Origin of the sequence: Tessaracoccus coleopterorum, assembly GCF_011174705.1 — a bacterium.
GTDB classification, from domain to species: Bacteria; Actinomycetota; Actinomycetes; order Propionibacteriales; family Propionibacteriaceae; genus Arachnia; species Arachnia coleopterorum.
Window position 1 is genome coordinate 809,306 of sequence record NZ_JAANIJ010000001.1, and the last position, 13,384, is coordinate 822,689.

General features: G+C 67.6%; 12 protein-coding genes, 1 tRNA gene and 4 pseudogenes. 5 read left to right on the top strand and 12 right to left on the bottom strand.

All coding sequences use genetic code 11. The features are described 5' to 3' along the window. Positions 1 to 268: 268 nt before the first annotated feature. Positions 269 to 574 (bottom strand): matrixin family metalloprotease, encoded by a 306-nt coding sequence (locus G7085_RS34150; protein ID WP_197510160.1) that lies wholly within the window; start codon positions 572 to 574, stop codon positions 269 to 271. A gap of 199 nt (positions 575 to 773) precedes the next feature. Here G7085_RS34150 and G7085_RS05130 point away from each other — a divergent pair. Beyond that, positions 774 to 875 (top strand) — tRNA-Phe (locus tag G7085_RS05130). Between the two features lie 90 nt (positions 876 to 965). Here the strand turns inward: G7085_RS05130 and G7085_RS36210 are convergent. From G7085_RS36210 to G7085_RS05185, 11 genes and pseudogenes are all read right to left on the bottom strand, one after another. After that, a complete protein-coding gene (locus G7085_RS36210; RefSeq protein WP_331715483.1) occupies positions 966 to 1,868 on the bottom strand; it encodes a TlpA disulfide reductase family protein in 903 nt (300 codons plus the stop codon). After that, positions 1,795 to 2,763, bottom strand: coding sequence for a cytochrome c biogenesis protein CcsA (gene ccsA, locus G7085_RS05140; protein WP_231979239.1), 969 nt, complete (start codon positions 2,761 to 2,763; stop codon positions 1,795 to 1,797). Before ccsA ends, G7085_RS36210 begins: the two co-directional genes overlap by 74 nt. Beyond that, complete coding sequence (locus G7085_RS05145; protein ID WP_197510162.1) at positions 2,756 to 3,169, bottom strand: cytochrome c biogenesis protein ResB; 414 nt, start codon at positions 3,167 to 3,169, stop codon at positions 2,756 to 2,758. Before G7085_RS05145 ends, ccsA begins: the two co-directional genes overlap by 8 nt. Positions 3,170 to 3,293: 124 nt before the next feature. Then, positions 3,294 to 3,758, bottom strand: a complete 465-nt coding sequence (locus G7085_RS05150; protein WP_197510163.1) for a cytochrome c biogenesis protein ResB — start codon at positions 3,756 to 3,758, stop codon at positions 3,294 to 3,296. After that, the gene (locus tag G7085_RS05155) at positions 3,698 to 4,186 is read right to left on the bottom strand and encodes a cytochrome c biogenesis protein ResB (protein ID WP_197510164.1); all 489 of its coding nucleotides are present in this window, start codon (positions 4,184 to 4,186) and stop codon (positions 3,698 to 3,700) included. The genes G7085_RS05150 and G7085_RS05155 overlap by 61 nt, the downstream gene beginning before the upstream one ends. A gap of 5 nt (positions 4,187 to 4,191) precedes the next feature. Then, positions 4,192 to 4,644, bottom strand: a complete 453-nt coding sequence (locus G7085_RS05160) for a tetratricopeptide repeat protein (protein ID WP_197510165.1) — start codon at positions 4,642 to 4,644, stop codon at positions 4,192 to 4,194. A gap of 316 nt (positions 4,645 to 4,960) precedes the next feature. Next, positions 4,961 to 5,668 carry an ammonia-forming cytochrome c nitrite reductase subunit c552 gene (locus G7085_RS05165; protein ID WP_197512755.1) on the bottom strand — a complete coding sequence of 236 codons (708 nt, stop codon included), beginning with the start codon at positions 5,666 to 5,668 and terminating at the stop codon, positions 4,961 to 4,963. A gap of 98 nt (positions 5,669 to 5,766) precedes the next feature. Beyond that, positions 5,767 to 6,162: pseudogene (locus G7085_RS34165) on the bottom strand (ammonia-forming cytochrome c nitrite reductase subunit c552); the annotation flags it as partial. Positions 6,163 to 6,455: 293 nt separating this feature from the next. Then, entirely contained in the window at positions 6,456 to 6,941 is a 486-nt protein-coding gene (nrfH, locus tag G7085_RS05175) for a cytochrome c nitrite reductase small subunit (protein WP_231979240.1), read from the bottom strand. Between the two features lie 92 nt (positions 6,942 to 7,033). Beyond that, positions 7,034 to 7,882 (bottom strand): alpha/beta hydrolase, encoded by an 849-nt coding sequence (locus tag G7085_RS05180; RefSeq protein ID WP_197510166.1) that lies wholly within the window; start codon positions 7,880 to 7,882, stop codon positions 7,034 to 7,036. Between the two features lie 126 nt (positions 7,883 to 8,008). After that, entirely contained in the window at positions 8,009 to 8,227 is a 219-nt protein-coding gene (locus G7085_RS05185) for a DUF3073 domain-containing protein (RefSeq protein ID WP_197510167.1), read from the bottom strand. A gap of 297 nt (positions 8,228 to 8,524) precedes the next feature. Between G7085_RS05185 and G7085_RS05190 the strand changes: the two are divergent. The 4 genes and pseudogenes from G7085_RS05190 to G7085_RS34170 form a co-directional block, all read left to right on the top strand. Continuing rightward, positions 8,525 to 10,734, top strand: a pseudogene (locus G7085_RS05190) (NADP-dependent isocitrate dehydrogenase). 158 nt (positions 10,735 to 10,892) lie between these two features. Then, positions 10,893 to 11,579 (top strand): hypothetical protein, encoded by a 687-nt coding sequence (locus tag G7085_RS05195; protein ID WP_197510168.1) that lies wholly within the window; start codon positions 10,893 to 10,895, stop codon positions 11,577 to 11,579. Positions 11,580 to 12,242: 663 nt separating this feature from the next. Then, positions 12,243 to 12,344 (top strand): annotated as a pseudogene (locus G7085_RS24280) (glycoside hydrolase N-terminal domain-containing protein); the annotation flags it as partial. A gap of 271 nt (positions 12,345 to 12,615) precedes the next feature. Further along, positions 12,616 to 13,311: pseudogene (locus G7085_RS34170) on the top strand (glycosyl hydrolase family 95 catalytic domain-containing protein); the annotation flags it as partial. Between the last annotated feature and the right edge of the window lie 73 nt (positions 13,312 to 13,384).

The following is a 13,384-nucleotide window of genomic DNA, read 5'->3' on the forward strand; positions in this document are numbered from 1 at the left end:
TGAGACCTCGGTGGTAGAGAATGTGGCAATAGGTTGTGCGTTGTTGGCGTCAGTCACAAGCTCGATCTCGACCGTGCCTCGCCGGGGGCCGGTGCACCGTTGCCGGTGTCGCGGCACTCGGCCAGTAGGTGCTCCATATGGACGGTCTCGGTCTGGCCAACACGGATTGAGCTTGGCAGATCCACTACCCGTGGCGCCGGGCAGGAGTTTGCCCCAGACGAACAGCCAACCAGGAAGATGATGGCGAGCGACGCGACCGACGGTCTAATCACGGGTAGATCGACTTCATGCCGGCCAAGTCAGCCGGGCCTAGGAGTCGTTGCGACACCTCGCACGTTCCCGAGTTCGGCTTCATGACTTGCAGAGTGCTGTTCGCAACGTGATTCAGTCCGTACACGTGCCCAGCTTCGTGAGCCATCACTCCTTGCGCATCATACTTTGTGCCTGAGCAGCCAGTGGTTGAGCCCGAGTACCACGTGTATGCGGTGTTGAAGCGGACCGTGGCGTAGCTAATTTCGCTGGAATTCTCATACTTGCAGGTCGCGGCCAGGGTCCCTGAAGGCAGAGCACCCATCTCAGAGGGCGGTTGTGATGAGTATGGCGAGTCTCGCGCAGTGTTTCATGGAGTGCGCTCCTTTCAGAATTGCCCCAGAGAACCACGAAAGACTCTGGAGTATGTCGGAATCGGGGATCCCGTTGGCGGACATGCCTAGACCCCTCCCGGGCTGACCTGTTTCAGTGGCTACAGCAATGGCTACAGTTGCCCAAATGCCAGCGTCCCCGAGGGGTACCGACCGCAGTCACAGCCGCTCGCCAACCTCACCAGCGTTCGCCTGAAAAGTGAAAGGTCGCCGGTTCGATCCCGGCCCTGGCCACAGTGAAGACCCCTCAGGAAACTGAGGGTTTGTCGCATCCGGGGCGGGTTCGCCCATGCCAGCTGCCTCACCCACTCCCCTCCGCGGCCGTCACCGTCGCCGCCGACCCTGGAGTGCAGCTCCCCGGACATTCACCCACCCGAGGGGCAGCGCGTAAACTCGCCGCGTGACCATCGAGACGCTTCCCGCAGGCACAGTCCATGACGTCGTGCCCGACGACCTGGTAGCCGCCCTACGGGGCGACGACGCGGCGTTGGAGGCCTGGCTCGACATCACCGCCCTGGCCCGCAACGAGTGGATCTGTCTCGTCACCGACGCCAAGCAGGACAAGACGCGTCTGCGGCGGCTGGAGCGCACCATCTCCCAGCTGGGTGAGGGACAGCGCCGGCCCTGCTGCTGGCCGGGCTGCGCCCACCGGGAGCGCAACGGGTCCTGACCGGCCCTCAGCCCCGGGTTGCCGGCGCCACCGAGGCCGAGCGCCTCGAGCTGCGCGTCGATCTCGTCGGCCGACAGTGCACCCTTCATGACGGAGGCGACGTTGCCGTCAGCATCGATGAAGTAGTGGGTGGGAACCGAGTTCGCAAGGTAGCTGAGCGAGATCTCCCCGATCGGGTCGGGTACGCTCCGGATGCTCAGGCCGAGTCGCTCCGCGTAGTCGGTCACCACGTCGCGGTCCTCCCGCAGATAGATCGACACGACATCGATCCGATCGGAGGCCTCCTCCACATCCGGTAGTTCGGCCCGGCAGATGGAGCACCAACTCGCCTGGAACAGCAGCCAGACGGGACGCCCACGGTAATCCTCGAGCGTGATGGGCTGCCCATCGATGTCCATGGCCCGGAAGTTCGGCGCGGGCGCCCCACCTTGGGCGCGCCCGCGGCCGCGGCCGGCTCGTCGGCCTCTGCCGGACCACCCTTGATCAGGTAGACCCCACCGAGCACGAGGGCCACCACCGCCACGAGTGCGACGATCCCGAGCGCCCTCCCCGCTCACGCATAGGAATGCAGGCCGCCGAAGAAGTGGTTGCCGAAGTAGGCGAACAGCACGGTCGCGAAGCCGATGACGAGCATCCAGGCGGCCTTGCGGCCCGCCAGTCGCGCACCACACGCACGTGCAGGAAGGCGCCGTAGACGAGCCACGTCACAAGGGCTGCGGTCTCCTTTGGGTCCCAGCCCCAGTAGCGGCCCCACGCCGTGTTGGCCCACACCGACCCGAGCACGATCATGATCGTGAGCAGCGGGAAGGTGATCACCGCGGCCCGGTAGCCGATGTCGTCAAGCACCTCCAGGCGCGGCAGCTTCACACGCCGGATGGAGGGATGCAGCAGGTACAGCACGGCCGCACCGAACGACACGCATGCGGCCCCGTAGGCGACCACGGCGAAGCTCACGTGCAACGTCAGCATGAGGCTGTTCTGCAGCGCCGGAATCAGCGGCTTGACGCTCGTGTCGAGCGTCATGGCGTAGACGAGCATGCCGCCTGCCACGAGCAGCACGATCAGCGAGATCAGCCTGATCCGGTAGCGCACGTCGAAGAAGAGGTTCACCAGCAGGATCCCCCACGCGAACGCGATGGCGAACTCGTGCTGGTTGGAGAACGGGCCGTGGCCCGTGTACGTCATGCGCACCACGATGTAGGCGGTCAACAACACCACGGCCGCGATCTGGAAGGCCGTGGCCCACCAGCCGAGCGAGCTCTTCCGCTGCGGCATCGCCTCCGGGCGCGCCTCCATCGCCTCCGCGGGTCCGTCACCGACGGCGACGAGCGCGCGCGTCCTGGCCTGCGTCTTCACCCCGTGGCTCCGGGTGACGGCGGCGAAGCAGGTGGCGACGGCGAACAGCACGATCACCGTCGCTGCGGTCACCAGGTACTCGGCCATCTCAAGCATCGATCAGCTCCTTGTCGCGCGGGTCTCTGACGGGTTGGGGTCGACGGGTTCTTCTGAGTCGGGGCGGACGCGTCGATCCGCTCGATGAGGGTGCGGAAGTGGCGTTCGAAGGTGGTGTCGAGCTTCTCAGCCGACGCGATCTGCACCAGCGATCCGTCGCCGTCGGGGTGACCCGCACCCAGACCCGACGGTGGCGCGCCATGAACGTCATGCACATGCCGAGCACCAGCAGCGTGGATCCGACCCACATCCAGGCGGCACCCGGATCCTGCCGGGCGATGATTCCGGTGTAGCGCAGTTCCCGCTCGAAGGTGAGCTTCATGCCCGCGCCGTCGGCCTCCTCGCCCTGCTCGACCGGCACCACGTCGAGCTTCTCGTCGGTGGCGATGTCGTACAACTCGAACACCGCGCTACCTGGCGCGATGTTGGCGTCGGTGGCCCCGAGGCGGGGGTGACGACGAGCACCTCGATGCCGGTGCCCTCCGGTGTGATCTTGCCGATCGCGTAGCGGCCGTCGTTGCTCTGCCATTTCAGGGGACCGGCGCCTCGAAGAGCACAGCACCCTCCTGGTCGGTGATGCGCAGCGCCGCCGCGATGCCGAACGAGGCCTGGTGGAGTGCCGTCCCGTCGACCCGCAGCGGTTCGTTGACGCGCACGTCCTGCTCGGCCACCACCTGCCCGTCGCGCTCGACGACGAGGTGACTCACGTAGTCGCTGGGCCTGCCCATCTCGTCGTAGGCGTCCTTGAACGACTCGGCCGTCACGCTGAGCCCGGTGCCGTGGCCGACCTGGGCGGTGTGACCGACGGAGATGTCGAGGTTCTCCTCGAAGCCGGTGAAGGCCGAGACCCCGAACGCGGCGAGGATCACGACCATGGCTGCGTGGGCGATGGCCGTGCCGAACGGCCCCCAGCGGAACCGGTCGGCGTACATGCCTACGGTGCCGCCCTCAAGGCGGTCGTCCGGCAGCCGCCGGTAGAAGTTGCGGCCGAGCACTCCCCCACGTGGTCGAGGGCCGCCTGCGGGGCCATCGGGAGCCTCATGGACGCCCGGTACTGGGCGCGGTCGAAGAACTTGGGCGTGACGTGCACCCGCGGCTGGGTCGCGCGCTTCCAGAGCTGCGGAATCCGGTGCACGGTGCAGGCGATGATGGACAGCGCCAGCAGCACGGTGACGCCGAGGAAGATGGGCGATGACCAGAGGTTGAAGATCCCCAGGGCGTCGAGGATGACAGCCCACCCGCCGTAGCGCCCCTGCATCGACTCGAGGAAGGCCGCATGCGACACGGGATCGGCGGCCGAACGGGGAGGCTCCTGTGTGATGAGGGTGCCGAGCAGGGCGAGCACCGCCATCGCGATGATGACCAGGGCGCCGAGCGCCTTGGAACGCAGGATGCGGTAGATCCAGCTGCCCAGTTCACGCATGGCCCTCACTCCTCGGTCGGGTTCGGCGTCGGTGACGGTGCGCCCATGGCTTCGAGGGCGTCGAGATGCGATTCGACGGTGGCTGCCAGATCCGAGTCGGGAGCGACCTCGAGCACCTTGTCCCAGTCGGCCTTCGCGCCGGCCGTGTCCGGCGGGTCCTCCGCGAGGTGGACGAAGCCCAGGTTGAACCACGCCTGCGGGTTGCGCGGATCGAGCTGCGTGACCTTCGTCCACAGCTCCTCGGCGCGCCCGCTGTCGCCGGCATTGAAGTGGAGCACACCGAGTTCGAGGTTGACCGCGACGTCGTCGGGGCTGCTCAGCAGCTTCGCCTCGAGCTCGGCCATCCTGGCCGCGCCGGAGCCGGTCGAGGCCGTCGCGGTGGGCTGTCCGGCCGCCTGGTCGCCCGGTTCCTGGGGCAGGCCGATGCGGAAGATGCCGTAGACCAGCGCCGCGATCACCAGGATGCCGAGGATCGGGACGAGCGGGCTGCGGCCCTCTTCACGGGCAGGGCAACGGGTGTGGGCACCTTGTCCATTGGGTATGGATCTGCGGCCCGCGCCGGGGCTCGTCCTCGTCCTCACCTAGCTCGGCCAGCGCCAGATCGGAATCGGCCACATGGGCCGACCCGGCCACAGGGCCGAGCCGTCTGGCTGGACCGGCTCGCCGGCCTCGGGCGGGAGCTGGGCGGCCGCCCACTCCCGGAGCTCCTCGGGCGCGTCCCTGAGGAACGCGGCGAGGGCTTCGGGGTCGGGGCCGTCGTGTGCGCGTCAGCTTTCACGTTCCTCGGTCTTCTGCTTGTTGGCCTGGGAGATCTCCGACGGCTCGAACGTCGCCGGATCGACCCCGTTGAGCACGAGCTGTCCCTTGCGCGACGCGTCCAGCGAGTCGGCGATGATCTTCTCGATGTAGGCGGGGCGTGGAAGCCGTAGGAGTTCTCGGAGTACACGTAGTCGAGGTAGAAGCTGGCCTTGTTCTGGAACTCACGGGCCGCGTCGATCGCGGCGGCGGGGTGCCGTCGGTCTGCGCCTTCTCGAGGGCGTCGATCAGCTGCACCAGCGAGTCGAAGGCCACGTCACGCGAGTCGATGAACTGGTCCTGGATCTTGACGACCCGGTTCTTCATCTCGTCCTCGGTCGAGTGGTGGCACGTCATGCACGAGGCGTTGACGTTGAGCATCGGCGACTGGATCTGATGGTTGGTGACCTTCTTGGCGCCCTCGGCCTCGTACGGCATGTGGCAGTCGGCGCAGCTGACGCCGTTGTCGGCGTGGATGCCCTGGCTCCAGATGTCGAACTCGGGGTGCTGCGCCTTGACGATCTCCGCACCGGTGGTGGCGTGCGTGAAGTCCTTGTGGCCGTCCTCGGCGTAGTACTCCCAGATCTGGTCGATGTTGATGCCCTTGCTCCACGGGAAGGTGAGTTCCTTGGTCTCCTTCTCGAAGTAGTACTCGACGTGGCACTGGGCGCAGACAAAGCTCCGCATCTCCTGACGGGTCGCGTCACGGTTGACGTCGTAGTCCTCGACGCCCTCGCTCTTCTTGAGCGCCGCGATGCCCTCTCGAAGGCGGGCCGCGTGATCCGGAGCTCCATCGTCTCGGGATCGTGGCAGTCGATGCAGGACACCGGATGCTCGGCCAACTGGGAGGCATCGGCATACGACATCTTGTTCATCTTGGCGAACCCTGCGTCGCGGTCGCCGTCGCCCAACTCGTCCATGATCGTGACGGTCGAGGTGTGGCAGTTGAGGCAGGCGCCCGGCTGCTTGAAGTTCTGCACCCGGAGCGTGTAGCGCTGGTCCTCGAGCATGTAGGCGTGGCCACGCGCGTGCCGGTAGTCGACGGAGAACGGGTAGCCGTCCCACATCGTGACCAGCCGCGGGTCCTCCTCGATCCGGCTCGTCGAGATGACGGTGCGCGGGTCGGTCTCGGTGGCCGTGCGCTTCTCCTCCACGGATCCCGCATGCACGGTGGGCGTCATCTCGCTGGTGCGCAGGAACGACTCGTACTGGGCGGGAAGTTGCGTCCCCACACCGCCGGGTCGGAGATGGTGTCGTCCAGGTCGACCACCTTCGAGAAGGATTCGCCCGCCTCCCCTGCCGTTCGATGATGTTGGCCAGCAGCGCCGTGATGCCTGCCGTGGCGATCGCGGTCAGTGCGATCGCTGCCACGAAGATGCCCGCCTTGCGGGCGCGCCTCTTCGGAGGGGTTGTCTGGGCGTTGGCGCTGCCGTTGTCCGGCTGCGCCTGGGGGCCTCGGGTCAGCCATGTCTACTCACCTTTTCCTGTGACCGACGTCGGAGTGGCAACGGGTGCAGTTGATCTGGTCGCTGCCTGCTGTCATGCGCATATCGCTGGTGAACTCGGAGTGGCAGTAGAGGCAGGCCTCGTTGGTCACCGCCCGGTTCGAGTCACGGATCTCGATGTTTTCCGGATACCAGCCCGTCGTGAACTTCAGGCCGTGCCAGAAACCGTTGTCAGCCTTGACGTAGTACTTGCTGACGATGTTGTCGTGCGGCGCATGGCAGTCGTTGCACGTCGCCACGTTGGTGTGGCTGCCCGCAAGCCAGGCGTCGTAGTGGCCCTCCATCACGTGGCAGTTCGCGCACGTGGCGGGATCGTTGCCCAGATAGGAGATGCCCTTGGCGTAGATGAAGGTGAAGAGCCCGACACCGATCAACGAGCCGACGACGAATACACCCGCGGCGACCAGAAGATTCTTCTTCGAAATGCGGGACAACATGCGCTTGAGCCGTGCCATCTCTCCTCCTACGACGGATCGTAGTAGACATGGTCGGAGTTTTGCGCAAGAGGGTGGCATTAATCCCGACCACCTCTCAGGAGGCGGCCACGTCAGTTGGCGTAGACGGAGAGAAAGCGCCCGTACTCCAGGAAGACGCGTGTGCGCACCTCGGGTGCGGACAGCACCAGATCGTGCAGCCCGTCGTGGATGCGGGTCAGCACCACGAGGTCACCCAACCGCGTGACGCGCTCGGCGATGCGCTCTACGTCGAGCACGGTGTCGGCCTTCAGGAGCGACTCATCCCAGCTGCGTCGGAAATCGGTTCGCTTCGAGACGGCCAGCAGGATCGGGCAGTCGATGTCGAGGCCTGAGGCCACCCGGGCATGCCCCTGGAGGATCGCCGACAACCAGCCGACGCGGACCAGGAAGGCCGGATCGCCCTTGAGGTTGTGGTTGAAGACCCACTCCCCGTCGGCGTCAGCCGAGATGGAGCGGTGGTAGATGGTGCCGTCGGCCCGCGGCAGAGCGGTCGTGGGAGCGACCGCACCCACCGCCGAGAACATGGGCTGCGTCGTCGAACGCAGCATCGGGTTGGCCTGCAGTTCCAGCCAGGGCGAGTTGAGGATCAGCGCCGAGAAGGCGCCAGGCCGCTCGTTTGCATAGAGGCAGGCGAGGAGGCCGCCCGTCGAGTGCCCCATCAGGACGATGTCGTCGTGCCCCTCGTCCCTGAGCACCTCGAGCGCGGCGTCCAGCTCGACGAAGTAGTCGTCGAGCTTCGCGACGTATCCGGCCAACTGCCTGCTCCGCAGCGACCGGCCGTAGCGACGGAGGTCGACCGCGTAGAAGTCGTATCCGAGCCCGTCCATCTCGTCTCCGAGATGGGCCTGGAAGAAGTAGTCGCTCCACCCGTGGAGGTAGAGGACGGCCCTAGCCCTGGTCGGTTGACCGCGACGGATCACGGTCGCGACGAGGGACCGCTCCGGCTCATGGGCATAGGTCGGCTCATCGGGCAGTTCGAGTGTGAACTGTTCGTAGCCGGCAAGCTCGGAGTCGGGGCCCAGGCGGTCACGGTGGAGTCGTCGTCGTCAGGACGAGCGGCGCTCGTCGTCCTCGTCGTCGGACTCGTAGTCGGAGTATTCCTCGTACTCCTCCGCCACATCGGCGTAGGAATCGGGGATCTCACCTACAGCTCCGTTGGCACCACGGAGCTCCCGCTCCAGTGATGCGAAATCGGTGTCAATCGGGCGATACTTCAGATCGCGTGCCACCTTGGTCTGCTTCGCCTTTGCACGGCCGCGCCCCATATCGGGTCGACCCCCTTGCCTTGTCCCTCGCGGACCTGCCGCGGAATCTGTCACTAACTCGTGGGTACAGGCTACCCAATCCCTCGGGTTAGTCCAAAGACCGCACAGATCGGCGCGGCGTGCGTCAGCTCTCTGCACACGTCGCCCGCATCGGCTCCGGTGGGGCAGGACTGCCCGTGGCGCCAACACTATCCCGGCGCCCCGTTCCGCGCTGACCACCCCCGACGTCGACGGCACCGCGCAGGCGGCCGATCGGTAAGCTGTGCGACAACCAACCCTCAGGAGTCGAAAAAGAACATGGGCAAGATCATCTACACCCTCACCGACGAGGCCCCCTGCTCGCTACCTTCTCGTTCCTTCCGATCATCAACGCCTTCGCAGGCCAGGCGGGTGTCGATGTCGAGACCCGCGACATCTCGCTCGCCGGGCGCATCCTCGCGCAGTTCGGCGACACCCTCCCGGAGGATCAGCGGGTCGCCGACGCCCTGACGGAGCTGGGAGAGCTGGCAAAGGCCCCTGAGGCCAACATCATCAAGCTCCCGAACGTCTCCGCCTCCGTGCCCCAGTTGAAGACGGCCATCACCGAACTGCAGGGCCAGGGCTTCGCGATCCCCGACTACCCCGAGGACCCGGCCACCGATGAGGAGCGCGACATCCGCGCCCGCTACGACCGCGTCAAGGGCTCCGCCGTCAACCCCGTCCTGCGCGAGGGCAACTCCGATCGCCGCGCCCCGAGTCGGTCAAGAGCTACGCCCGTAAGAACCCGCACCGGATGGGTGCCTGGAGCAACGACTCCCAGACCTCGGTGGCCACGATGGCCTCGAACGACTTCCGGCACAACGAACAGTCGGTGGTACTGCCCGCCGACGACACCCTGAGCATCGTGCTGAAGTCCACCGACGGCACGGAGACGACGCTGAAGGCCGGCCTCACGGTCCTCGCGGGCGAGATCGTCGACGGCACCGTGCTCAACGCCGCCGCCCTGGACGCCTTCCTCACTGAGCAGATCGCCGAGGCCAAGGAGCGCGGGTCCTGTTCTCGGTCCACCTCAAGGCCACGATGATGAAGGTGTCCGACCCCATCATCTTCGGCCACGTGATCCGCGCGTTCTTCCCCGACGTCTTCGCCCGTTATGGCGCCGACCTCGCGGCCGCGGGCCTCTCCCCCAACGACGGTCTGGGCGCGATCCTCGCCGGCCTCGACGCGCTTCCCGACGGCGCCGAGATCCGCGCAGCGTTCAACGCCGACCTCGCCGACGGCCCCGCCCTGGCGATGGTGAACTCCGACAAGGGCATCACCAACCTGCACGTGCCTTCCGACGTGATCGTCGACGCGTCGATGCCCGCCATGATCCGCCAGTCGGGTCACATGTGGGGCCCGCTCGGTGAGGAGGCCGACACCCTCGCGGTGATCCCCGACTCGTCGTACGCCGGCGTCTACCAGGCCGTCATCGACGACTGCATCGCCAACGGCGCGTTCGACCCGCGCACCATGGGCACCGTTCCCAACGTCGGCCTGATGGCGCAGAAGGCCGAGGAGTACGGCTCGCACGACAAGACCTTCGAGATCGCCGTCGACGGCGTCGTCGAGGTTCGCAACGCCGCAGGTGATGTCCTGATGAGCCACGAGGTGGCGGCCGGCGACATCTGGCGCGCCTGCCAGACGAAGGACGCCCCCGTCCAGGACTGGGTGAAGCTCGCAGTCACCCGCGCACGGGCCACCGGCTGGCCGACGATCTTCTGGCTCGACCCCGAGCGCGCCCACGACCGCAACGTCACCGACAAGGTGAACGCCTACCTCGCGGACCACGACACCGCAGGCCTCGATATCCGGGTCCTCAGCCCCGTCGAGGCGACGAAGCTTTCTGTGCAGCGCATCCGCCGCGGAGAGAACACGATCTCGGTGACGGGCAACGTGCTGCGCGACTACCTGACCGACCTGTTCCCGATCCTCGAGCTCGGCACCTCGGCCAAGATGCTGTCGATCGTCCCGTTGATGGCGGGCGGCGGCCTGTTCGAGACGGGCGCCGGCGGCTCGGCCCGAAGCACGTGCAGCAACTCGTCGCGGAGGACTACCTGCGGTGGGATTCGCTCGGCGAGTTCCTGGCGCTGGCCGCGTCGTTCGAGCACCTTGCCGCAACCGAGGGCAACGAGCGGGCCGGCATCCTCGCGACGACCCTCGACCGCGCCAACGGCACCTTCCTCGACACGGACAAGTCCCCCACCCGCAGGCTCGGTGGGATCGACAACCGCGGCTCGCACTACTGGCTCGCCCGCTACTGGGCCGACGAGCTCGCCGCCCAGACCGACGACGCCGAACTGGCGGCGGTGTTCGCACCGGTCGCCGCCGCCCTGCGCGACGGTGAGGAGGCGATCGTCGGCGAGCTGATCGGCGTGCAGGGCAACCCCGCCGACATCGGCGGCTACTACCGCCCGGATGCGGAGAAGACGGCGGCGGTGATGCGTCCCTCCGCGACGCTCAACGCCATCATCGACTCGCTGGCCTGAGCCCGGCCGAGGGGCCCCGGCGTCGGCCGGGGGCCCCTCGGTTCCGGTGGGACGGCGACGCGGCAGGCAGGGCGGTTCTGGCAGTGGGAGGGCATCGGATGGCAAACCGTGAGGGATCGGGAAACGGGAGCGCCTGGGTCGCGCCGTTGGTCACGACAGTGCTCGGCCTGCTGTATCTGGTCGCGGGCATGCTCGTGCTGATCCTGCTGACCTCCGCGGAACTGGGCCCGATGCGCTGGGCGATCGGCGTTCCCCTCCTGCTCCTGGGTGTGGCGAACCTTGCCCTGCTGCCGCGCTTCCGGCGCGACCGGCTCCCTCCGGACGAGGAGTTCCTGGACGTCGACGCGGAAGGGCACCCCGTCATCGGCACCCTCAGGTGCGCCGCGTTGCGGAGGCCATGCATGCGATGGGCTCGGGGTTGCCGCGCACCCCGCTGCAGATCCAGACGTCGCCGCTGGCGGTCCGGGTGGCGTCCTCGACCCGGCTGCCAGGCCCGGGCGGGTATCGCGGCGGTGGCGCACCACGCTGGCGCCCACCCCGATCCCGACGTGTTCATGCGGCTCGACCAGACCTGGGACTCGGCCTCGGGAGCCGGCTGGGGATCGGTCAGCACCTTCGCGGGAATACGAATCGGCGGCTCCGTCAGGATCGAGATCGATCGGGACGGGATCAACACCCGCTCAGCGACCCGGATCCCGGACCCCAGCCTCGCGGTGCGCGCCGCCGTGCGGCAGGCGGGGGTCCGCCTCGCCAAGCCGACGGCGGCCCTCGTCGGCATCGTCAACGGCGTCGGCTGCCTCCTGCTCACCATCTCCATCCTGATCGGAGTGGCCCTCTACCTGTAGGAGCCGACCGGCCCCAGTTCGCTGGTTGAGTCGACCGCCTGTCGTGACGAACCCCGTGACACGCGTAGGAACTCCCACCAGCACTAGTGTCCCGTGTCAGATATTCGCTGCGCTATGCGGCCCTCCGCTGGCGCCTCGCGGCGTTCTCCTCCCTCGACGAACGGCAAGGTGCGACTTCGGTCGTCGGCCTTGCGATGCATCCACCGGCGAGCCACCTATCATCAACTAACCTCTGACACGAAACACTAGCCCCCACGCGACGCTGCTGGTCGCGCCACCACGGAGAGCCTGGCCAAGGCGCTACTCCGGGTGGCCACGGCCGCACGCCCGGCGGAACGGCCAGTTCGCCGGCCGAGCCGATCAGTTCACTGGTTGAGCCGACCGGCGTCGACGAAGTCGACCTCCTGTCGTGGGGAACCTCATGACACGCGCAGGAACTCACACCGGCACCTGGGGTTGCCACCGTTGACCTTCCCAGAGTCCGCCTGGCCAAGACCCGCTCCGGGTGCACGGACGTGTCCGTCCCGGGCCAGCGGGTCGCACTGGGCGCCTCGCGGCACCGCTGGCGGCGCTATCGTGATGGGCGTTTGCGCGTCGCCTGGTGCCTGACCACGACACCGGGAGGCGCCCCAGGTACCGCCGTTGTCGCCGAGGAGAAACCCCATGACCGAGCCCAGCGCCCTCTCAACACTCTGGTACACGACGCCGGCAGATGTGTGGCACGCCGAGGCGCTCCCGATCGGCAACGGTCGCCTCGGGGCGATGCTCTTCGGACACGCGGACAGGGACGTCGTGCAGTTCAACGAGCAGAGCCTCTGGGGTGGGCTGAACGGGTGGGACGGGGAGTACGACCTGACCGCGACGGGTTTTGGTAGCTACCTCGACTTCGGCACCCTCACGCTCACCTTCCCCGGGGCGCCGCCGCGCCGTCGCGGTACCGCCGCGCCCTGGGCCTGGCCACCGGGCTGCACACCACGACCCTCACGCGCGACGGGGTCAGGTCGCTTCGCGAGGCCTTCGCCTCACGCGGGCGGACGTGATCGCGCTGCGCTACACGGCCGAGGTCCCCTTCGACGCGACCCTCACGTTGGCGTCCGCCCAGGACGGCGCCCCGTCCGTGTCGGACGCATCCACCCGCCGGATCTCCTTCGCGGGCACGCTCGGGAACGGACTCCGCCACGCGGCCTCCGTCCAGGTCTCCGGCGACGGCGGCGTCGCGGAGGCCGGCGACGCGCTGCTGATCACCGACGCCACCGAACTGGTGCTCATCCTCGACGCACAGACGAACTACCGGTTGAGCGAGCGGCACGGCTGGCGCGGCGAGGCCCCGGAACCGAAGCTGGAGCGCACCCTCGGCGCGGCCGCCGCGCGCACCTGGGCCGACCTGCTGGCGGAGTCGAGCGCCGACCTGGCAGCCCGGATGGGACGCGTCTCACTCGACCTCGGCACCAGCGGAGAGGAGGTCCTCGCGCTCCCCACCGACCGGCGGCTCGCCCGCTACGCGGAGGGCGGGAGCGACCCGTCGCTCGAGCGCATGATGTACGACTACGGCCGCTACCTGTTGATCTGCTCATCACGCGCTGGTGGGCTGCCCGCCAACCTGCAGGGCCTCTGGTGCAACCAGAACGACCCGACGTGGGGAAGCGACTACCACACCAACATCAACATCCAGATGAACTACTGGGGCGCGGAGCCCAACGATCTGGGTGACGCACACACCCCGCTGATCGACTTCATCGCACAGGTGGCCGAGCCGAGCAGGGTGGCGACGCGCCGCGCCTTCGGGCAGAGACCCGGGGTTGGAC

Coding starts and splice junctions, on each gene's coding strand:
- G7085_RS34150 (WP_197510160.1), bottom strand. CDS start 574: ATGGGTGCTCTGCCTTCAGGGACCCTGGCCGCGACCTGCAAGTATGAG.
- ccsA (WP_231979239.1), bottom strand. CDS start 2,763: ATGCTTGAGATGGCCGAGTACCTGGTGACCGCAGCGACGGTGATCGTG.
- G7085_RS05185 (WP_197510167.1), bottom strand. CDS start 8,227: ATGGGGCGCGGCCGTGCAAAGGCGAAGCAGACCAAGGTGGCACGCGAT.
- nrfH (WP_231979240.1), bottom strand. CDS start 6,941: ATGGCACGGCTCAAGCGCATGTTGTCCCGCATTTCGAAGAAGAATCTT.
- G7085_RS05155 (WP_197510164.1), bottom strand. CDS start 4,186: ATGCGTGAACTGGGCAGCTGGATCTACCGCATCCTGCGTTCCAAGGCG.
- G7085_RS05165 (WP_197512755.1), bottom strand. CDS start 5,668: ATGCGGAGCTTTGTCTGCGCCCAGTGCCACGTCGAGTACTACTTCGAG.